Source organism: Pseudomonas sp. NBRC 111140, from assembly GCF_001320885.1.
Lineage (GTDB): Bacteria > Pseudomonadota > Gammaproteobacteria > Pseudomonadales > Pseudomonadaceae > Aquipseudomonas > Aquipseudomonas putida_P.
The window spans coordinates 58,196-80,178 of record NZ_BCBQ01000001.1 but is presented as its reverse complement, the minus strand read 5'-3'; the positions used below and the strand labels follow the sequence as shown (position 1 = coordinate 80,178).

At 59.5% G+C, this 21,983-nt stretch carries 14 protein-coding genes; 9 read left to right on the top strand and 5 right to left on the bottom strand.

Annotation, left to right across the window (positions count from 1 at the left end):
• Position 1: 1 nt before the first annotated feature.
• A complete protein-coding gene (locus APH42_RS00350; RefSeq protein ID WP_060492401.1) occupies positions 2-856 on the bottom strand; it encodes a MurR/RpiR family transcriptional regulator in 855 nt (284 codons plus the stop codon).
• A 434-nt stretch (positions 857-1,290) separates the two neighbouring features.
• On the opposite strand from APH42_RS00350, the gene APH42_RS00345 reads away from it, so the two are divergent.
• The 7 genes from APH42_RS00345 (at position 1,291) to APH42_RS28920 (ending at position 10,921) form a co-directional block, all read left to right on the top strand.
• Positions 1,291-3,429 (top strand): TonB-dependent siderophore receptor, encoded by a 2,139-nt coding sequence (locus APH42_RS00345; protein WP_060492400.1) that lies wholly within the window; start codon positions 1,291-1,293, stop codon positions 3,427-3,429.
• 450 nt (positions 3,430-3,879) lie between these two features.
• The gene (locus APH42_RS00340; RefSeq protein ID WP_156352692.1) at positions 3,880-4,908 is read left to right on the top strand and encodes a LacI family DNA-binding transcriptional regulator; all 1,029 of its coding nucleotides are present in this window, start codon (positions 3,880-3,882) and stop codon (positions 4,906-4,908) included.
• 237 nt (positions 4,909-5,145) lie between these two features.
• The gene (locus APH42_RS00335; RefSeq protein WP_082421356.1) at positions 5,146-5,868 is read left to right on the top strand and encodes a gluconate 2-dehydrogenase subunit 3 family protein; all 723 of its coding nucleotides are present in this window, start codon (positions 5,146-5,148) and stop codon (positions 5,866-5,868) included.
• Between the two features lie 15 nt (positions 5,869-5,883).
• Positions 5,884-7,650, top strand: a complete 1,767-nt coding sequence (locus tag APH42_RS00330; protein WP_060492397.1) for a GMC family oxidoreductase — start codon at positions 5,884-5,886, stop codon at positions 7,648-7,650.
• An 8-nt stretch (positions 7,651-7,658) separates the two neighbouring features.
• Positions 7,659-8,978 carry a cytochrome c gene (locus APH42_RS00325; protein WP_060492396.1) on the top strand — a complete coding sequence of 440 codons (1,320 nt, stop codon included), beginning with the start codon at positions 7,659-7,661 and terminating at the stop codon, positions 8,976-8,978.
• A gap of 112 nt (positions 8,979-9,090) precedes the next feature.
• A complete protein-coding gene (locus APH42_RS00320) occupies positions 9,091-10,416 on the top strand; it encodes a carbohydrate porin (RefSeq protein WP_060492395.1) in 1,326 nt (441 codons plus the stop codon).
• A 154-nt stretch (positions 10,417-10,570) separates the two neighbouring features.
• On the top strand, positions 10,571-10,921 hold the full coding sequence (locus APH42_RS28920) for a helix-turn-helix transcriptional regulator (RefSeq protein WP_177336831.1): 351 nt from the start codon (positions 10,571-10,573) through the stop codon (positions 10,919-10,921).
• A gap of 709 nt (positions 10,922-11,630) precedes the next feature.
• Here the strand turns inward: APH42_RS28920 and APH42_RS00315 are convergent.
• The gene (locus APH42_RS00315; protein WP_060492394.1) at positions 11,631-12,758 is read right to left on the bottom strand and encodes a site-specific integrase; all 1,128 of its coding nucleotides are present in this window, start codon (positions 12,756-12,758) and stop codon (positions 11,631-11,633) included.
• A gap of 87 nt (positions 12,759-12,845) precedes the next feature.
• On the opposite strand from APH42_RS00315, the gene APH42_RS00310 reads away from it, so the two are divergent.
• Together APH42_RS00310 and APH42_RS00305 are read left to right on the top strand one after the other, a co-directional pair.
• On the top strand, positions 12,846-13,814 hold the full coding sequence (locus tag APH42_RS00310; protein ID WP_060492393.1) for a DNA-binding protein: 969 nt from the start codon (positions 12,846-12,848) through the stop codon (positions 13,812-13,814).
• 231 nt (positions 13,815-14,045) lie between these two features.
• Positions 14,046-14,390: a hypothetical protein gene (locus tag APH42_RS00305; protein WP_156352690.1), complete on the top strand. Its 345-nt coding sequence runs from the start codon at positions 14,046-14,048 to the stop codon at positions 14,388-14,390.
• A gap of 162 nt (positions 14,391-14,552) precedes the next feature.
• On the opposite strand, the gene APH42_RS00300 is transcribed toward APH42_RS00305, so the two are convergent.
• From APH42_RS00300 to APH42_RS00290, 3 genes are read right to left on the bottom strand one after another with little or no spacing between them, the layout of a single operon-like run.
• Positions 14,553-15,488, bottom strand: coding sequence for an HNH endonuclease (locus tag APH42_RS00300; protein ID WP_060492391.1), 936 nt, complete (start codon positions 15,486-15,488; stop codon positions 14,553-14,555).
• Positions 15,489-15,490: 2 nt separating this feature from the next.
• On the bottom strand, positions 15,491-17,791 hold the full coding sequence (locus tag APH42_RS00295) for an AAA family ATPase (protein ID WP_060492390.1): 2,301 nt from the start codon (positions 17,789-17,791) through the stop codon (positions 15,491-15,493).
• A complete protein-coding gene (locus tag APH42_RS00290) occupies positions 17,778-21,590 on the bottom strand; it encodes a hypothetical protein (RefSeq protein WP_060492389.1) in 3,813 nt (1,270 codons plus the stop codon). The genes APH42_RS00295 and APH42_RS00290 overlap by 14 nt, the downstream gene beginning before the upstream one ends.
• Positions 21,591-21,983 lie beyond the last annotated feature (393 nt).

Sequence of the window (21,983 nt, the reverse complement as noted above, 5' to 3'; positions counted from 1 at the left end):
GTTATTTTTCCTCGAGCAGGTGGGCGGCAAAACTGGCGCGCAGGGTGTCGATGCCTTCCAGGCGATCTTCCAGGGCGGCACTGCGCAGGGTCAGGGCGGCGATCAACGCTTCGACCTGGGCCAGGGCAGGCACCAGGGTGTCGAACGCGGAGATCGACTCCACCGGTGCACTGATGACCAGGTCGGAGAGTTCGCGCAGCGGCGAGGCATAGATATCGGTGAACAGCACGATGCGCGCACCGCGTGCCTTGGCAGCGCTGGCTACACGCAATGCTTGGGTCTGGTATCGGCGATAGTCGAAGAGGATGAGTACATCCTGTTTCTGGATGTCGAACAGTCGGTCCGGCAACTGTGCATTGTCTTCAAGGGTGTGACAGCCAGGACGCAGCAGGCGCAGATGGCTTAGAAGGTAGCTGGCCAGAAAGTTGCTCAACCTCCCCCCGAAGCAATACAAGGCATATCGGGTTTCCAGGATGAGCTCGACCAGCACGCGGATGTCATCAGGCTGAGTCAAGGATTGAGTTTCGGTAAGCGTGCGGCAGCTTTCATTCAGATAACTGTTCCACGCGTCATCGGGAGATGAATGCGATCGCGGTTGCAGCAATGTCACTGGCGAGCGCAGGCGCTGGTCCATTTCACTCAGCAGTGCATCCTGTAGCTCGGCGTAGCCACTGAAACCCAGTTTTTTCACCAGACGCACAATCGTCGGGTCGCTGACGCCTGCGTGCTCGGCCAACTTGGCCATTGGGCCCAGGCCACTTCGAGGGTAGTTATCCAGTAGCGTACGAATGACCTTGCGCTCCGACGGTGTCGGGCTTAGATCGGCGCTCGTGAGGCGGTCTCTGAGAGTGGTCATGGCGAATCTTCTTGGTGTTGTAGGTTTTGTTTCACGATCTGATTGCTGGAGTCTAATTGTAGTGTTTAATACAGTCTAGGGGTTTTTTTGTGCTTTTTGACGGCTTTGCTTCACCGCGTTGCGGTGATGAAGGCTGGGCATGACAAGCGACTGTACTAGGTAGATAACCGGTTTATCGGTTTGTGGAGGGCTTCGCCAACGAAGGCCGATTCGGGTGTTTTGGCGGCGCGCTCGGGCTGTCTACGAGGCTCTTTTTTACATTAATACTACGTAGTTGATGTCAAGTGGATGCGTCGAAATATTTTGACGGTTTCACGTCAAACGAAAGGGTGGAGATTGTTCCGGATATTTAACATTGCGAATCATTTGCAGATAGCATGCGTTTCGATCCCTGGTGGGTTCTACTTTCGTCTAATTTCAGGATGTTCGGACCAATGCGTCGAATGATCATTTCGCTGTGTGTGCTAAATGTGACGCCCTCCCTCGTGTGGGCTGCTGAACCAGCTGCAATCCCTGATTCCGCCATTCGCCTGGATGCGATGAACATCAACGCGGAAGCGACTGGATATGAACGTGCAGATGGACCCGTCCAAGGCTACAAGGCCAACCGGTCGCTGAGCGCCACCCGCACCGACACCGCTCTGCACGATACTCCGCAGTCGATCAGTGTGGTGCCGAAGGATGTGCTCGAAGACAGCGGCGCCACGCGCCTGCAGGATGGCCTGGACTACGCTGGCGGTGTCGGCCATGGCAACAACTTCGGTGGCCAGGGCCTGACCACTGTTACCGTACGCGGCTTCACCACTGGCGAGTACTACCGCAACGGTTTCCCGATCAACCGGGGTTACCCCAACGCCCCCGACGCCAACACCGTCGAGCGCCTGGAAGTGATCCGCGGCCCGGCCACCAGCCTGTACGGCCGTGGCGACCCCGGCGGTACGTTCAATGTGGTCAGCAAGCAGCCACTGAGCGAGCCCAAGGTGACCCTCGGCAGCCAGTTCGATGACCAGGGCATGCACCGCGCCACCCTCGACGCCACTGGCCCGCTCAATGGCGACGGCTCACTGGCTTATCGCCTGAACGTACTAGGCGAAGGCGGCGAAAGCTTTCGCGACGATGTGGAGAGTGAGCGCTACGACGTTGCGCCGGTTATCAGTTGGCAGGTCAACGACGCCACGAAGATCATCCTCGAAGGTGACTTCATGCGTAACAATCACCCGCTGGACCGCGGCTTGACCCGCCTGCCCGGCCAGCGCGGGAATGCATCGCGCGACACCTACATCTGGGAGAAGGGCAGCGACAACCTGCTGCACAACGATAACAACATGGCGCAGGTGCGTTTCGAGCATCTGCTCAACGAGAACTGGACCCTGGGCGGCGGTATGCAATGGCTCGATGGCTCGATCACCGGCAATGCCGTAGAAGCCAACGCCTTGCAGCCCGACGGTCGCACGTTGGGGCGTAACTTCAGCCACCGCAAGGTGGAGTGGACGGACAAGGACTACCAGCTCAACCTTGCCGGCTACTTCGACGCGGGTGGCTTCGCTCACACGCTGCTGACCGGCATCGAGTACGAAGACTACGATTACAACTCGATCATCCGCCGTTCGGCGCCTGGGGCCGGCGCCTACCCGATCGACATCATCGACCCGGTTTTGGGTCAGCCACGCCCTGCCTTGACTCGCACCACTACATGGGACAAGGAAAACCTCAAGACCTGGGCCGCGTTCGTGCAGGATCAGGTGGCCGTCACGGACAGGCTCAAGGTTTTAGCCGGTCTGCGCTTCGAGCGGTTCGAGCATGACTATGACGACAAACGCAGCAATGCGGGGGACTTCAACAAAGCTGAAAACGGCGTGACGCCACGTTTGGGGGTGATCTACGACCTGACTGAGACCGTTGCGGTCTACGCGAACACCGCCCGTTCGTTCAAGCCCAACTCCGGCGCCAGCCTGCAAGGCGGTGGTTTCGACCCGGAAAAAGGCAAGTCATACGAACTGGGTGTGAAGTGGGAAGCGCTGGATCGCCAGATGAGCATCGACGCGGCCATCTACCACATCGTCAAGGAAAACGTGCTGACCCGCGACCCGAACGACCCGAGCGGCACCTACAGCGTCGCCGCCGGCGAAGTGCGCAGCCGCGGCCTGGACATCAACGTCGCCGGCAACCTGACCCCGGAATGGCGGATGATCGGCGGCTACGCCTACGTCGACGCCGAAGTGACAAAGGACAATACACTGGCTACCGGTACGCGTCTGGCGAACATCCCGCGCAACAGTTTCAGCCTGCTGAATACCTACGAATTCCAGGACGGCCTGGCCAAGGGGCTGGGCTTGGGGGTTGGTGTGAAATACGTGGACGACCGCGCCGGGCAGACTGCAGCGAGGACCTACACCATGGAGCGCTACAGCGTGGTTGACCTGCTTAGCTTTTACAAGGTCAACGAGCATGTGCGTTTGAACCTGGACGTCAAGAACGTGTTCAACAAGGGTTACGATGAGGCGGCATGGAACGCATACGCCTATCCGGGTGCACCGAGGACGGTGCAGGCTGGAATTTCTTATACATTCTAGGGGGTATGGGGTAGTGGCGGGTTTCAACCTCGCAGGCGAGAGAGGCGGTTAAACCGGCTCGATCCCGTCACGTAGAAGAAGACGATCAAATTTTCGCGAAAGCGGTAGCGAAAGCGCGAGTGCCATTCAGCGTACCTTTACGCGCTTAGCATTGGGTGGCTGATGGCCATTTCCCGCTGCCTACCTACTCGCACGCGACCTGCGTCGGGTGGTGGTGGCGGGTAATGCGTAACTGCGTAATGCGTGATGCGGCTGATGATTGTGTTTGCAGCGGTGCTAATGATTGGTGCAAGCTAGTTTTTTTTGTATGGCTAGCTACTGCGTCGGTGCCTGATTTCGCTACAGCTCCTTCCTGCTGGCCATCATGAACCACAACTGAGTCGCTATCATAGTAGGCGCCCCTTGGCGGTCGTGGCAGACTGCCCTTTTTGAGTAACCGGATGTTGCGAGTTGGAAAAGACTGATCGTCGCCAGCGAATGGTGGATGTCGCACGACAGGCCGGTGTCAGCCTGAGCACTGTAGACCGCGTGCTGAATGAACGCGGCAGTGTTTCCGACAGCAAACGTCGCAAAGTTTTGCAGGCAGCGCACGCATTGGGATTGAAGCGGCTGCTACCATCGGCGGTGCATGGGCTGCTTCGCTTCGACCTACTGATGGTCGATAGTGACACCGATCATTTTCGGCGGCTCACGGCAGCTTTTGCCCAGCAGGCGAAAATGCACCGTTCGCGCTTGGTGCTGCAGCGCCACGTGTGGCAGGAGCGGAATCCGCAGGAGTTGCTTGAGCTGATCAGTAAGCCCAGGGTGCCGCGCCAAGGGATGATTGTGGTGGCACAAGACACACCCGAGGTCCGTGCTGCGTTGAAAGCCCAGATCGACGCAGGTATTCCCGTGGTCCTTCTGACCAGCAGTCTTTCCGGGCTCGATGGTGCGACCTATGTCGGTATCGACAACTACAAGGCGGGACGGGCTGCCGGCCGCCTGATGAGTCAGTGGGTTGCGCCGAGGCAGGGTACGGTCGTGCTGATCACCAATTCCCTGCTGTACCATGCGCACCAGCAACGGGTGCAGGGCTTCCTTGAGGTCATGGCCGAGCGTGCCCCAGACATCACCGTGCTTGGGCCAGTGGAGTGCTTTGATGACAATGACCTTAATGAGAAGAAGCTCGGCGAGTACTGCAGCCAAGAAGCCCTGATCACGGGCCTGTATACCACCGGCAGCGGGTCGTCGGGTGTCTACAGGGCCTTGTCGCGCCTGCAAGACAGCCCGGTCTGGATCGGTCATGAGGCTACGCAGCAGCACGCTGAAATGCTCGTTCAAGGCGGGTTGTCGCTGGTATTGGACCAGGATCCCGAAGGTCAGGCCGAGGCCGCCATCCAGCACTTGCTCTATGCCAATGGCGACCTGGATGCGCCGCCGCAAGTGCGCCCGCAATTGCGCATCGTGATCGATGAGACTATAAAACCTTCGCTCGATTGACGCGTTTTGACGTAAATGCGTCAAGCGGTTGGTGGCGCGGCGATATGCCGCTCCCTAAAATCGTAACCGCTGTTACCGGCAGGTCGCCAGGTACCCTCCCCAGTACATTGCGTCATTCGTTCTTGCGCCAAATCCCTTTGCCTCGATGAGCTCGTCCGTGCTTGTCGTGTGCTTTTGCGTGCCCGAATTTCCGCGACCTTCCGAGCAGCCCCCGTGATTTTCGATAAGGAGAATTCCATGAAACGTAGGGACGCCTTGCGTTCAATGGGCGCGTTGTTTGCCGCTGCGGGCCTTGCCAAGGTCGGTGCAGTGGAACTCAAGTCGGTGCCGCCAGAAACCGGCCTGACCCGCGAAATGCTGCCATTACCTGTAATGAGCGGCGGCCAGGCCAATGTCTTCAAAGGGCAGGCCCGTGCCACCCTGACGGCAGTGTTCGATCGCCTGATCCCCCATGACGAACTAGGCCCATCCGCCAGCGAAGCCGGCTGCGTGGACTTCCTGGATGCGCAGATGAACGGCCCCTACGGTGAGTCGAAAGATCTTTACCTAGACCAGCCGCTGCGTGCCGACGAGTCGCAACTGATGGGCCTGACCATCAGCCTGCGCACCCGCCGCGAATACACCCTTGCCGGCCTTGAGCATATCGACGGGCAGGCCCGCAAACGCCATGGCCGTCCTTTTGCCGAAATCGAAGGCGAGCAGATGGATGCTCTGCTGGCAGATCTAGAGGCCGGCAAGCTGGACTGGGAAGGCAAGGGCAGCAGCAATCGCCTGTTCGAATTCCTGTTGATGAGCGTTCGCGAAGGCTACTTCTCCGACCCGCTGTATGGCGGCAACCGCGGGATGGTCGGCTGGAAGCTGGTTGGCTTCCCCGGTGCCCGCTACGACTATCGCCAATACATCGACCGGCGCGGTCAGGACCTGAGCCTTGAGCCCATCAGCCTGATCCCGGTGAGCTGAGCCTGGAGAAATGCAATGACCATTCAACGCAAGAAAGCTGACGTCGTCATCGTCGGCCTGGGCTGGGCCGGCTCGCTGATGGCCGAAGAATTGACCCGCGCCGGGCTCGAAGTAGTCGCCATCGATCGCGGCCCCTGGCTCGACACCTCCACCGATACGCCGCCGGCAGTGGACCCTGACGAGCTACGCTGGACCATCCGCCGCGAGCTGCTGCTGCAGCCGGGCGACTACACCCTGACTTTCCGCAACCAGTCCGCCCAGACCGCCGTCCCCACCCGTGAACTGAAAGCCTTCCAGATGGGCAAGTCGGTCGGTGGCGCGGGCTTTCACTGGGCCGGCATGGCATGGCGCTTCTCGGAATGGGATTTTCGCGTGCGCTCGGCCACGATCGAGCGCTACGGCGCGAGCAAGCTCAAGGGCCTTGAGCAGGTGCAGGACTGGGGCGTCACGTACGCTGATCTGGAGCCGTTTTACGACCGTTTCGAACGCATTGCCGGCATTTCCGGTGTGGCCGGCAATATCAACGGCAAGCTGCAGCCTGGCGGCAACCCGTTCGAAGGGCCGCGCAGCCGCGAATTCCCGACGCCTGCGCTGAAAGATTCACAACTGATGCAGATGTACCGCGACAGCACCGCACAAATGGGGATGCACCCGTTCTACATCCCGGTGGCCCACGTCGGCGCGGCCTATGTGAACCCGCTGGGTGTCAGCATGGCGCCGTGCACCTACTGTGGCTATTGCATGTTCCACGGCTGCGGCAACTACTCCAAGTCCTCGCCCCAGGCTTGCCTAATCCCGGCACTGATGCGGCGCAAGAACTTTACCCTGATCACCCAGGGTTACGTGACCAAGATCCACAAAGCCGAAGATGGCAAGACCGCGACTGGCGTGAGCTACTTCGACGAGCAGGGTCGTGAAGTGATCCAGCCGGCCGATGTCGTCGCGCTGTGCTCGTTCACCTATGACAACGCGCGCCTGATGATGATCAGCGAGATCGGCCAGCAGTACGACCCGGTGACCCAGACCGGCACCCTTGGCCGCGCCTACAACTACCAGACCTGCGCTGGCGCCCACGTTTGGTTCGAGGATGAAACCCTTAACCCGTTCATCGGTGCCGGTGGCCTGGGCATTCAGGTGGACGATTACAACGGCGACAACTTCGATCATAGCCAGCTCGATTTCATCGGCGGTGCCGGGTTGCTTACCGTTTCCCGCGAAGGCATGCCAATCGGCCGCTCCGGGCTGTTGCCGCCGGGAACTCCGCGCTGGGGCAAAGGTTTCAAGCAGAACTACAAGGACAACTACCAGAACTACGGGATCATCTTCGGCCAGGGCACCTCGATGCCGACCCGGGATGCCTACTTGTCGCTGGACCCGAACTACAAGGACCGCTGGGGTACGCCGCTACTGCGCATGACCTTCGACTGGAACCGCAACGACCGCAATATGGCCCGCTTCATCGAGCAGCGCGCAGTCGACATCGGCAAGAAGATGGGTGCCAAACACATCCACACGTTCAACTCAGCGGCCAAGGCATGGAGCCCGTATGACGAGAACTCCAACCACACTCAGGGCGGCATGATCATGGGCGAAGATCCGCGCACCAGTGCGGTCAATACCTACCTGCAGAGCTGGGATGCGCACAACGTGTTCGTGGTCGGCGCCTCGGCGTTCCCCACTAACGCTGGTTACAACCCGACCAGCACCGTCGGTGCCCTGGCCATTCGCACGGCCCGGGCGATCCATGAGAAGTACCAGCACAACCCCGGTTCCCTGGTGTGAGGCCTGCCATGATCAACAAGAAAACCGCTCTGATCGGCGGCGGCGCGCTGGCCCTGGCGGGTGCCGTGATGCTCGGCCTAGTGATCCAGGCCAATTCCACCGCACGCTCGCAGGTGGCCAATGACAGCGTGCGCCTGAGCGACTTCAAGTCCAGCGATGCGGCGCTGATCAAGCAAGGTGAGTACGTGATGCGCGGCGCCGACTGCGCGGCCTGCCACACCGCTAAGAACGGCGATTTCGCCGGTGGCTACGTGATCGGCACGCCGTTCGGTGACATCCAGTCGTCGAACATCACCCCTGACCGTGAAACCGGCATCGGCAACTACACCCAGCGCGACTTCTTCAATGCCGTGCGCCAGGGGCAGGGCCGTCATGGCCTGTTGTTCCCGGCCATGCCGTACACCGACTACACGCGCATGAGCGATGACGACCTGCGTGCGTTGTGGGCGTTCTTCAGCACCCTGGAGCCCAAGGCGCACAAGGTCGACGAGCTGGCGGGCATGAACTTCCCGTTCAACCAGCGGCTGCTGATGGCGGGCTGGAACTGGTTGTTCTTCGACAACCAGCCGTTCGCCCCAGAGCCGGCGCAGAGCCCTGAGTGGAACCGCGGCCGCTACTTGGTGGACGGTGCAGGTCACTGCGCCGCCTGCCATAGCCCGCGCAACGCCCTCGGCGGGCCTATCGCCAGGCAGGCCTTGCAAGGTGGCCTGGTGGGCACTTGGTTCGCGCCGAACATCACCAACGATGCGCACCTGGGGCTGGGCGACAGTACGGTGGAGCAGATCGTCGACTACCTAAAGACCGGCAGTGACGGCGTGGCCGTTGCCAGTGGACCGATGGCCGAGGCGATCGAGAACTCCACCCAGCACCTGAGCGATGAAGACCTGCGTGCCATTGCGGTGTATCTGAAATCGTTGCCCGGTGCGCCGCAGCCTGCGCCTGCCGCGCTGGCCACAAGCGATGCGCGCATGCAGCACGGAGGGCAGGGGTATGAAGTGCATTGCTCAGCCTGTCATGGCACGGAAGGGGAAGGTGTCAGCCACATGATCACAGGCTTCGCCGGTAACAAGGCAATCCTGGCAGGCAACACCGACACCCTTACCAGCGTGGTGCTGGCCGGGGCGCGGGCGGTGCACACCCACACCTATGTCACCGGCGCGGGTATGCCGGCGTTCGACTGGAAGCTCAGCGATGGCGAGATTGCCGACATCCTCACCTTTGCTCGTAACAGCTGGGGCAACAGCGCTCCGGCGGTGACGACCGAGGAGGTGGCGAAGATGCGCAAGCAACTCGACCTGCCGGCACAGATGCGCGCCAGCGTTCAGTAAAGAACTGTGTAGGTCTCTTCGCGGTACGAGCCTGCTCCCACGGCTCTGTGCAAACCTAGGCTCGCCCCGCGAAGAGGTTGCAACAGGCGAATCCAATAACAAAGAGAATCCCATGCTCACCTTCAATTACCGGGCTCTGCTCGCCGCCTTGGCGTGCACCTCAACGGCACATGCCGCCGAACCCTTCGCCAGCGATTCTGTCTGGGCCTTGGGCGACTGGAGTGGCGCCCGCAGCGAACTTGCGCAACAAGGCATCGATTTCGAATTCGCCTACGTCGGCGAAATCGGCGCCAACCTCGGCGGTGGTTACAACAACGACCGCACTGCCCGTTACAGCGACCAGTACTCGCTGGGTGCCCGCTTGGACCTGGAGAAACTGCTTGGCTGGCACGCCGCGCGCCTCCAGCTCACTGTCGCCAACCGCAACGGTGACAACATCTCCAACGACCGTGTCGGCGACCCGCGCGTCGGCACCTTGAGCTCGTCCCAAGAAGTCTGGGGCCGCGGTTCCCACTGGCGCATGACGCAGTTGTACTACCAGCAAGCGTTCCTTGACCGGCGCCTGGACATCAAAGCCGGTCGTTTCGGCGAAGGCGAGGACTTCAACAGCTTTGACTGCAACTTCCAGAACCTGACCTTCTGTGGTTCGCAGGTCGGCAACTGGGGGGGGATCTGGTACAACTGGCCGATCACCCAGTGGGCGCTACGGGTCAAGTACCAGCTCACCCCCGAACTGTTCGCGCAGATCGGCGCCTACGAGCAGAACCCGTCCAACACCGAGAACACTAACGGTTTCAAGCTTAGTGGCAGCGGTACCCAGGGCGCGGTCCTGCCGGTAGAGCTGGTTTGGACGCCACGCATGGATGGATTGCCGGGTGAGTACCGCGCGGGCTATTACTACAGTACCTCCAACGCCCGTGATGTGTTGAAGGACAGCAGCGGCGAGCCGGCGGTCATCAGCGGCGCTGCGTACCGCAGTGCCTCGAGCAAGCACGGTATCTGGCTCGGTGCGATGCAGCAGGTGACCCAGCGTGCCGGTGATGCTTCCCGCGGCTTGACCCTGTTCGCCATGGGCACCGCCCATGACCGCAAGACCAGCAAGGTTGATCACTACCTGTCGGTGGGCGCGATCTACAAAGGTCTGTTCGATGCGCGGCCCAAGGACGACATCGGCATTGCCATCTCCGAAGTGCACGTGAACCCGGCCTACCGCAACAATGCGGCGCTGACCAATCTGGTTAACGGTATCGAGGATTATGACGATCCGAACTACCTGCCGGTGCAGCAAACCGAGTACAACGCCGAGCTTAATTATGGCCTGCATGTCACAGACTGGTTGACGGTACGTCCGAACCTGCAATTCGTGCGGCATCCCGGTGGTGTGAAAGCGGTGGATGATGCTTGGGTAGGTGGGCTGAAGGTTCAGGCTACGTTCTGATTCAGTTTCAGCGCAGTTCGATTACAGGTGAACGCGGCAAATCCAATAACGCTTTGCCGCTCATCATCGCGTGACTTTGCGGACAGCGATGACGCGCCCGGTGTTTGTGTTTGATGTGGCCAATGGTGGCAGACCTGTATTGAGGCGAGCGTGCATGTCAGAAACTTCCTCGAGCGAACCTGGCTGGAAAGACGCCACCCTTGAGTATTTGAGTTGCCTTCCGGTAGAAGATTGGCCGACCCAGCGCGAACTTGCCGATCGCTTGTCAATCAGCGAGTCCTTCTATCGTCAACAGCTGAGGCTGGAAGGGGCATCCTTCAAAGCGTTGAAAGCACAGATACGCTTGAACAGGGCTGTCCATCTGCTGCGCAGTGGCTGTTACGGCTGCATTGGTGAGGTCGCAGATGACTTGGGTTTTTGTGACGAGCCTTCTTTTCGCAGGACGTTCAAGCGCTGGGCGGGGTGTTCTCCGGCTGTCTACCTCATACGCAGAGCGGCCCTTTGAGCAGTACTGCCGCATGCGCAGGCGTCGAACCTGGCAACCCGTCTGCCTTTTACCTCCGTTAGCGAAGAAGAATTCTTCTTCCCAGATTGGCGTAGCAGTGCGTCCAGACCTGCGGATGGTGAGGCCAAGGTCTACGCGTGCATACTTGGCGCCGTCGAACAGCGCCTATCCCCCGTTGGATATCCTCTTCAATACCTGAAAAAGAAAGCGTCGAAGAGCATGCCCTTTGACGCTGAGGTGCAAGAAACCGTAATTCGTGGTTCCGGATTCGTTCACGAAGGCCAAAGCCCAATCGATCAATCAAGCCGGTATTTCGACTTTAGGCACGAGCAGGCCGTTGTTACAGCTGATTGCTCGGCACGACTACCACCGTTTGAACGACGGTGGATTGCTGAGCCTCCACAGACCAGGTGAAAGGCTCACTCATCATCAAAGCGGGGATACAATGCGGGTCGGATTCGGGCCTACGTGTGTCCGGTATCACCTGCTTGCTGTTCTGGCCGGTGTTTAGCCTAGGCGGCTTTGCGTTGTCGAGGGCTCGCGCCGGTCCGGCCGATCGGGTAGAGGTGCACCAGGTGCTGTTGAATCTAACGCTCAATGCATTCGAAGCCACGCAGCTGGTTTAGGGGCGCATTGTGCGCACCACCGCCCGAGATCGTGGTGGTAGAGCGCGAGCGGTTTCTGGGTGGCAGCGGCTCATCTGTTAGGGCTACGGGTGATCATCAGCAGGCGGCGCGTCGCTCGGCGCGCCCTCGCTGGACGGTTCAATAGACAACAATTGGCTCGCACGACTACCCAGAAGAGAGCCCGCCTGAAAGTAGCCCATCACCGTGCTGACACTGCGGTGCTCGGTCATCGCCATGACCTCGCCGAGCGGCACGCCCTGGCGGCCGGCCTCGGTGACAAAGCCCGAGCGCAGGCTGTGCGCCGCCCAGTCGCCATCGAGCCCGGCGAGTGCCGCGCGGCGCTTGACGATGCGCGCCACCTGATCGCCTGACAGCGCCGAGCTACCGACCGCGCCGCCCCGATACAGGCGGCGAAACAGCGGTCCGCTCGCGGCCGGTGCGGCTTCGAGCCAGGCGTTCAGTGCCTGCGCCGCCGGCCCCTCCAGCGGTTTCTCACGACGCACACCGCCCGTGTCGGTCTTGGTGACCCCTAGTGCATACAGCCAGGTGTCGGCGTCCAGCTGACGCAGGTCCTCAACCTGCAGGCCGACTAGCTCCGAGCGGCGCCGACCGCCACCACTCCAGGCAAGCAGCAACAGGGCGCGGTCGCGGATCCCACGCAGTCCATCGGTGCAGGTGGCGAGCATGGCCTGTAGTGGTTCGCGCACGATGGCGGTTTTCTTCCTCACCGCCATCCCTCGACGTGCCTGCGCCTTCCGGGCTTCGCGCAACAAGGTCTTAACCGCCGGCGTATCACCCGGACTGTCCCAACTATTGAGCCGGTGCCACTTGGCCAACACTGCCAGGCGGTGACTGACCGTACTGAAGGCTAAAGGTCCGGGCTTGCCCTTGACGCCGGCAGCGACCAGTGCGCTATCCATGGCTAGCGGTAACAGGTGACTCCAGCCGCCGTCCACGTCGGGGCGAGCCAGGTGATCGACGATGAACTGCACGGCGACCGCGGACGGCAGTCCCCCATCGCCGAGCGCCTGACCATAACGCAGTTGCAGCCAGGCAGACCAATAGGTGAGGGCGCTCTGGTAGCTGCGCACGGTATTCGCGGCGGTTCCGGCGGCAATGAAGGCCTCGGCGGCCGCGCGGGCGTCATGCGCCAAGGCATCCAGCGTCAACGGGACTTTCGCCGTGCTTTCAGGAACAACTGTATTATTCATTACGTTCAACGTATTATTAATTAAGTTTTTATTGGGTTAGGTCGGATAAACCTAATTTATCAGACCTAATATAGCGGAGGGCAGGGCATGGCGGTAGGCGTACCGGAAAATGACGTGTTTGCGGCGGCCGATGCGGTGCTGGCCCGCGGCGAGCGGCCTACCGTAGAGCGCGTGCGGCTGGAACTCGGGCGCGGCAGTCCGGCGCGGGTTGGCGCCTTGCTGGATCAATGGTGGGAACAACTGGCCGGTCGCCTGCGCGGCGAAACGCGCCTGCCGGATCTGCCGACGGAAGTCGCGCACGCGTTCGTGGCCATCTGGCAGCAGGCCATCACTCTGGCCCAGGGCGTGACAGAGCAAGCGTTGGCCAGCCAGCGCCAGGTCCTAGCCGAGGAGCGCGAAGCACTGAGTGCACTGGAGGCTCGTGCCCGCCTACAGGTTGCCCAGGCGCGGCAGCAGAAAGCTGAGGCCGTCACTGCACAGCAGGGTGTCGAAACTCGCCTAGCTGACCTGGATCAGTTGCTGGTTCAACGCCAGGCGCAGATCGACGACCTTCGCCGCCAGCGGGACGAACTCCAGGCGGAGCGCGATGATGGCCACCACCAGGTGCTTGAGCTTCAGCAACAGCTGCTCGACAGTCGCGAGCAGGCGGAGCGAGCGCGAGACGAACAGCAGCGTTACACCCGTGACGTCGAAGACCGGGCCTATCGCGAAATTGATCGGGCCCGCGAGGAAGGCAAGACGCTGGGCACACAACTCAAAGACGCTCAGGGCCGGCTCAGTGCGGCCCAGCAGAGCGCGGAAGCGCATCAACTGGCCTTAGCCGATGCCCGGGAACAGGCTCAGCTGGTGCGCAGCCAAGCTCAGTTAGCGACCATACAGCTGGAGCAGACTCAGCAACAAGTAAGGATCACGGGTGAACAGGTTAATACCCTGCAAGCTGAATTGCAGGCAATGCGCGAAGAATTGGTCGCAACCCGTGAGCGGGCAGTCGCAGCCGAAGCCCGTGCTGAGGCGCTGGCCAGCCGCCCCCGGCGCTCAGTGAAAGACCGCGGGTGATTCACAGCATGCGCAATTAGTCCGGTTCAATGTATTGGAACCTTTCACCTACCAGGCGGCTACCTCTCGCCGCCAACAGTTGGAGTAGAGTAGTTATCGTCTGCAAAAAAGACCCTGTGGCACTGGCTGTCTACCAAACCTGGCCTGCTCCTGGCCCTGATACTCAATGTTACTCAGAGCTGGGCTACATACCGCTTCTTCGGAATTGATGCTTCCGCGATGGCGTACCTGATGGGTGCTTTTACCGTCTTCATCTTTTTAGTCGACAACCGCGACGACCGCTTTCTCAAAGGTTTCTTTCTGATTTCGTATGGCGTGATGATCCAATTTTCCTACGATTTGGTATTTAAACACGCATTAGAAGGCTCGCACTGGGTAGGTAACGTCAAGATGCTGCTGATGATGATCACTATCGGTTCCACCGGGGCAGGCGGCAGCCTGATCGCCACGCACAGTGACCGCAGTTCAACCGACGTGGAATCCACTGCCATTCACTCCAATGGTGAGGCAACTTTCTGTCGACTTGGCACACTTGAACGTCAGGTGCAGGGGCTGGATCGCAAACTGGACCAATGATCAAACGGGCGGGACTGGCGAACGCTTGCCTGTTGTTCGCCGGGCTGATGCTAATCATCTTGCTGTTAGCACGCTGAGTCAGTGCGCAAATGTCGCTGCAATCGGAGGCACAATCGCGCCGGGGCTGTGAGTCAGTCCGCCTCAGCACGCCCACGGGGAAACTCAGATGGCTAGACGGCGTTTGAAATCCTCTAGCCAAGTCTTGGCCATTGCCGAATAGGGCGCTTCTGGCGCAGCTGCGGCCTTCAGTTCCTGCAGCATGCGGTCACGTAGCAGCCGCAGCCGGATGGCAACACCGGCTGCGGGCGTTCCTCGTAGCTGGAGCGCGGCATCCGGCGCCTCCAATGCGTCGATCGACGTGGCCAGGTCAATGATGAGGTCGCCAAGGAATTCCATGCTACGCAGCACGCGATTGCGGTCTTGCAGCAGCTTAAGACGGTTCAATCCGTACACCTGGATTGAAACTGCACCGCGCTGTTGCTGCTCTGGGGAACCGGTTGGCACGATCAAACCCGTGGGGTGCGCGGGATCAACGCTGTACAGCAGATGAGCGGTTGGATCGTCATTGCAGGGGTTGAGGAGCAATGGCTGTTCCCGGGAGAAGTCCGTACCTTCCGCGGTAGTTCTTACCCCACCAGCGGCCAAGGGAAAGCTGTTTTTCTTTCCTGCTTGGGTCAACGTCGGAGAGGTGCTGGCGGCCAAAACGGCCAAGCTTGAGGACGCCTCCACAATTACCTGACCGCGCTTGCGATTGCAGTCGATGCATGATGGCAGCAGATTTTCCCATTGCATGGCGATCCACCAGTAACCGCCATGCGTTGCAGCCTCGGTGACACCCCCCTTGGGCCGATAATGCTCGATATCGACCGGTGCCGAGGCGGCATAATAGGTCTCACAGTAAGCACACTTGCCGTGAAACATTTTTTCCAAAGCACGGCGGACATCATCCCCCTTGTAGGCCGTGTACTCGAAACTCTTCTTTTTTTTGCCAACCGGCGCGGGCGCGGCGCGGTGCACGCGTACCCGCGCAAGTTCATCGCTACCGGCGGCTCCAAGTTGAAGGGAGGCGGGAGCAGGAGCACGCTGGACCTGACGCATGATCACAAGCCCTCCAATGCGGCGAGGATTTCGTCCTTGGCTTTACGCCGTAACGCATGCAATGCCTCACTGCTCGCGGCGCGTCGCCGGGCCAGGTACTCGGCGACAGCCTGCTGCACGAGCCGATGTGCCTCGCTTGAGCCGATGGGCAGGGCACCGTTTATGTCGCGTTGGAAGCCGCTCAACATCTGCTGATCATCGATACTTAAAAGTTCGCCACGGCTACGCTTGGCCATCAAGTCGGCAACATTGGCCAGATGGCGATCGGTGTATGCATCGTCGGTGGAGAGCATCTGGAAGAAATCCGAAGTGAGTAGCTGTTCGAGACGAAGCTCCGCCACCGGCGGAAGGCCAGCGATGCTTTCGATGGCCATCGGGAATTGACTGTCCAGTCGAGCCTCCGAAGTTGCGATGCGCTGCACCACTGCGACTTCACCGTCTGCCATGCCGCGCAAGCACAACGGGTCATGCGTGGTCACTATGAAGGTCATGTTCGGCAGGGCTGCGCGCAGGCGGGACATTACCTGTACCTTCCAGCGAGGATGCAAATGGGCCTCGATTTCATCAATCAAGACTACCCCGCGTGCTGCCTGGAAACTTTCGAATCCAGGATAAACTGTTGGACTCATCAGCCCTTTGAGGATGTCGCAGACCATTGCCAGCATCGACCGATAGCCAGAGGACACGGCGTGAAGCGGTGTGTGGTTGAAGCGTGTTGAACCATCCAATTCGGTCACGGTGGTGACCATGCACAATGCGCCGGTGACCGGCATGCGTTGAATGACATCGAACTCACCATCGATTGCCAGTACATCGCGCAGTGTGCGAATCACCATGTCGAAGCGATCTTGTTGAAGCCTGCTTAGCCAGGGCTCGGGATTGGAGAGCGGATGGCCGTCAAACAGGCTGCGCACATGGGTATGTGCAGTCGCACGATGGCTGGTCCGACCGTATCGACGAAAAGCACCGTAGGCAAAGACAGGGACCTGCTGGTTGCCCAGATCGCTGTCGTGGGTGGGCTGTTGCCGGTCGATGCCCAATTGAACCCAGCGTTGGTTGGTCAGTTCGATTCGAACGTGGGCATTCGCCCTCTCCCCTGACTGTTCAACGCCGAGCTGAGTAGGGTCAATTACCATGTCAGCCCAGGGTACATTGAGTGCGCTGCGTACCGCCTTAGGGACGAGGGTCAAGGCGATGGCTTCCAGAATGGAACTTTTTCCGGTGGCGTTTTCACCCAGAATGACCAACGAGGGAGCCAGTGTTCCATGGTGCTCCGCGGGGATCGCCAATGGCTCGTTAAGCCTGAGATCCAGACGTTCAATAGCTTTGAAGTTCCGAATTTGAATAGCAATCACGGCATCCTTTGCCGGGGGCAGGCGCCGGACTTGCGTGCCATGGGCGCGAAGATACGCATCCTCACGCTGCAGCAGGTGTCGCGCCTGATCCAATAGCACCGCGGCATCGGGGGTCGCAGCCCATTTGTAAAGGGCAGGACGCACGCGCTCGACAGCTAATTTCCGCCCGATGCCTTTGATCGACAGATGTTCGAGCAGGCGCCGGAGCAGCAAATACCACGTACCCCCGAACTCCAGGCTCTTGAAATCAACCAGCTGGTCAATGTTCTTGCACTGTCCTGAAGCCGCACACGTGTAAAGTGCTTCCAAGCGCCTTTGATAGACCTGATATCGCTGATCGCGGCGCTCCGAGCGGTTGAGATCGAAGATCGCAATGGTTTCCTCGCCACGGATTGTGCCTGCCAGCAATTCACCGTTGAGTGTAGGGATCAGGTGCTTGGCAAATTGTCGCTCCTGTGTTGGATCCAGCAGCAAGGGCTCCTCTTCGGGCAAGCCAAAATGCCAAAGCCCATCGCCGCTGCTGACATACTCTTGGACTTGGTTCACTGCTGGTGGCCGGCAGCGTGCTCTGCGAACTGGAAACTGCGGCTCAATCGGCGTGCAGCCGCGACAGATGGGCAGCAGGTTCTGCCACGCATCGGCAAGCCAGAGGTAATAAAGATGCGCGTCACTGGAGCGCGCAACTGGCAGCGCGTTACCTGGCGGACGGAAGCGATGAATGACCAGCGTAGCGCTGGCTTCACAGAAAACGCAGCGCTGTCCGCTCATGTCGGCCAGCGCTTCCAGCAGGTGCGGCTCTTCCGGGCTAAATCCGATGGCCGGCACGCTGGTTTGCGCCCGTCGCTGAGGCTCCAGCTGCCAAAACTCCAGCATCGCTTTTCGCGACGCCTGGGCTTGGGGGGAGCTGAGAGCGGCTGGAGGAGTCATGGGGCGGTCAACGTACTGCATGGTCGACCTCCAATACCGGGGAGAGGAGGGTGCTGGTCCGATTGAGACGACGCGCAGCGTGAGCGACCTCCTCGATGCGCCATGGTTGCATATCTCCGTCAGTGGTTGCCCGGCTGACAGCACACGCACGCATGTAGGTGCAAAAATGCTGAACCGGGTGTTTTTCGGCAAGTTCGAGAATCGCACGGTAGGTGATCTCAGAAGATTGCTCTTGGAGCATGCCGAAAAGGCGTTCGCGCGCGTCCTGAGCATCATCACGTACCGTTGGGGAATACACCCCGCCTCCGGCCCGATTAAGGTCGTTCTTCACTCGGATGACGCTGTGCATCAGGAGGTACAGCTCTTTCAGGTAAGTTGGACTGTTGAAGCCGCCAATGCTCAGGACTGCATCACGTCGACCTCCCAATAGCTCTACGCTGAAGGTCTCGCCGAAGCGCTCGGCAGCAGCTCGGGATAACTTTCTCAGGGCTGTTTTCAATGCCGGAAGCGACAATGTCGGGTCGGCGTCGGTACGGACCGCGTACCAAATGGGCAATTGGTCGCCCGGCGTCGCAGGGTTGCTGATCTTGTCAAACGCCAGCCCGGCGATCTCGGCCGCTGGTAAGTTGTCATTACCGATGATGCGCCGGCTGTAGCGCAGGCATTCAAGGTTCAGTACCTGATGGTTCATCAGCCATTGCTTAAGCAACGGTGCCAGCGTTGAATGCAGTACGGGCGCGTGATAGACCACATCGTGCAGGACATAGAAAGAACGCTGCTCCGGCTGGCTGGTGGACAATTCCCATTCAATTTCGCGGTAGAAGAATGCGGTCGCCTCAGGCAGGTGCTGTCGACAGAAGCTATCCAACCAGAAAGGAAAGCCATTGAGCTCAAAGAGCGCGTAGCGCAAGGCCGACTCCGCTTCCCGCGCGTCTAATTTGGCAATGTGTTCATGGTTCTGCAGTTCAATAGCGAGGCCAGTCAACCCGAACATCACCGCAGCGGGAATACTGTTCGGCTCTGCGCCTTCTGAGCGTAAAGTGGGTTGGTAGGCCCGCCAGAAAGCGATGGCTGCATCCCGATAGGCTTCGGCAACCGCCAGGCCAAACTCCGGGATCAGTGCGCTCCAATCACTGCCATCGAGCTGCGTGGACGATCCGGAGCCATCACGAATATGCTCCATCAGATGAAACTGAAAGTTACTCACCTCGCTCGGTTGTAAGCCAGGCGGGTGACGCACTAGATCGGGATCGGCTTTCAGGCGCTCGATGAAGTGCGTCCACTGAGTGTTTTCTCGCTTTTGCTGCCGTGCATGCTGACGACGGTATTTTCTTTCCTGCTCCTGAAAGCGCACCAGGGTGGGGTCTGGTATCGGATTGAGCAGTGCCTGCAAGGTTTCCTGCAAGGGTTTATGGCCATGGGTACTGGCCAGTAATTGTTCACGCCAGAGTGGTGGCTTGTCATGCTCATTGAAGATGCGATAGGCCCTCGCCAGCGCGACAAGCTGATCATCTTCTAGCGGACGCTGCCGCACCCAGCCCAACACCCTGGGGAAGCTGTCCGCATCAAATGCCCAAAAGTGCGATGAACATTCAGCCGGCCAGTCGTCCTTGAGACTCTGCCCTCCGCGTGCCCGCTGCGCGCGGCATTTCGCGATGCACCACCAGAACAATGCGTCGTTCAGGTCTGGCCACGCAGGAACCAAGGTCGTCAATGCGCCTTTGATGTCACCCAGTTCGCTACCGAACCATCGCATCGCAAGAATACTCAGGGTCGTGGAGGAAATGGCGGCTGGAGCCCGCCTAGCGACCAAGTGCTCTACGCATCGCAAGGCGATTGGCATTAACCAGTAGTGCGCTTTCGAAAGCTCGCACTCCCCACGGTCTAGATGCGGCTTTTTCTGGAGGTAAGTCAGCAAACCGCTGGCAAACGCGTGCAAGTCTTCGGTTGATGTGGGTTCTGCACATCCCGCCAAGCGGTTGACGAAATCCGTGAGGTTGCCAGCGAGTCCACTGGAGTCGTAACGCTTGTAGCCCACTGATCGGGCAAGTGTTTCCAGAATGAGGGCAATTGAGACCTTCTTTGGCGGTGCATACGCGACCAACTCAGCAAAGACCGCGCGGGGTATTTCCCCCTCGCTGCCCAGAATGGCCCGCCAAAGCTCGTAGAGGCGCTCGTTGTCCGCCAAGCATCCGATTGCGCGAACTGCAACCAGACGAGCATAGTGACCGCGTTGTGGATCCGCAGCAATACGGCCTAGCGGCGCAAGGCTCTGAGTCATCTTTCCTTGCCACACCAGGCGTCCCAAAATGAACATCACCCGGTCATTTTCGAAATGCTCTTCGATGAGCTGGAGTGTGAAGGGTTCCAGCTCGGGGGTGGCAATTCGCACGATTGCACTGTTATCCAGCCCTCTGAGCGACGCATGCGGGTCTGTGATCTGTTCAATTACCCGTTTTAGAGTTGCCTCGCGCTCAATGAGGGGCAGCGCTGCGGCGTCTCCGCCCTCTACGACGACTTCTGGGTAGTGCGCAATGACTCGCTCACGGATGCGTTCGTCGAATAAAACCAGCCAAGGCAGGAGAGGGCGCAGGCGTGCACTCAGAACCGTCAGCCCATAGCGTGAGCGAAACATCCAGTTCTCGATTTCGTTGCGATTAGTGTCGGTACCCAGTTGCTGGTGGATCCAGCGCGCGGCGAGTAATTCACGCACCTCGCGATGGCGGAAACGCACCTCTCCGTAGACCGGCTCCCCAAAAAGCCCGCTGGTAAGCAGAGCATGGAGTTCGGCCGCAGACCATTCGGGCAGCAACACCATCGGGTCGATGCCTTCACCGGTTGTTGTAGCTTGCAATCGCAGGTTAGCGACGCCAGTCAGGACTACCGCGATGGCAAGCAAATGGGCGCCGTTCCGCAGACGTGTGAGCGTTAGCGAAGGTGTACCCAATTCTGCCTGGATTAACTGCCGGGTAACACTTTGCTCCAGGATGTTCAGCCGACTCCCCAACACCTGATCGGTTTTCCAGGCGTGGATCAGGTCGCGCAAGTCGAACGGTAGTTGTGCCAACGTGAACAGATTACTGCGTTCCAGTTCGTGCAAGAACGTCGAGCTATTCGGCACTTCGCTGCACTCAGCGAAAGTCCGGATGTCCTCGGCCGATAACGCGGTCATTTGGTAAACGTTGAGTGTGGGAAGAGGCTCTCCGTTGGTGTGCGCGGTAAACCGTTGTGAAGTGACTTGGTCTGCGATCAGGCTGACACTGGGCTCTTCTTGTTCACCCTCAAGCGTGATCATGTCAGCGTGAAACGGCAGAATTGCTTCAAGCAGTGTACGGTCTCGCTGCGGGCGCCAGGCATACGGGCGGCTCGATACATAAATGTGCGCGCGATTGCAAGCCAATCCCACTCGACTGGCAAAATTGCGCAGTGCTTGTTCGAATACCCGCGCCGCTGTGAGGCGAATTTCATCCACAGAATCGAGGAAGAACCAACCTTCATCGGAACTTGCTAGCCAGCTGATGAATGCCTCTGCCGACCCTACTTCGAAAGCCTGCTCAAATTGCTCCGAGAGGTCTTCGATACGGATAAAAAACGCAGCTTTACCCTGGTCTTTCAGTCGCCGTGCGGCCCCTTCCAACTCGTAGGTTTTCCCGGCACCAGCTTCGGCGAGAATGACCACACGGTATTCGTCGAATAACTGTGCCCATGTCTTGACGTCAGACGAAGCGCTTGCGAGCAACAGTTCTCCAAGTGGAATATCGTCCTTCTGATAGGTTTCCGGGACAAGGCGGAAACCCCGATTGAGTGGTACCTGGGGCATATGGCATCCCTGCAATGAAGGTTCAAAATTTTCTTAGCGGTGTGCCTTATCAGTTGGCTGGCATTTCGCCGTGCGCCCGTGTGATTTTGAGGTATGAGCGCAAATGGGGCCTAGCCGCCGACTCTGCATCAAGCCCGCGAAGCTCGGTCCGACGGATTTCACCGTTCGGTAAATAAACCAGAAGGATGTCTTCGCACACCTCGTACTCCGCGTAGTGGGTAACGCCTTCATGGATCAAAGAGAACTGCTGCACCATCCGACTCCTGATGAAAATAGAAGAGCGCTAGCGTACGCTCGCTGCAACTCAACACGATTGGACCGGGCGACGCCAACAAATCAGGCCAGCCCTCGTCGCAACGCAAATGGCCACTATAGAGAGTGGTATCGCGCCCG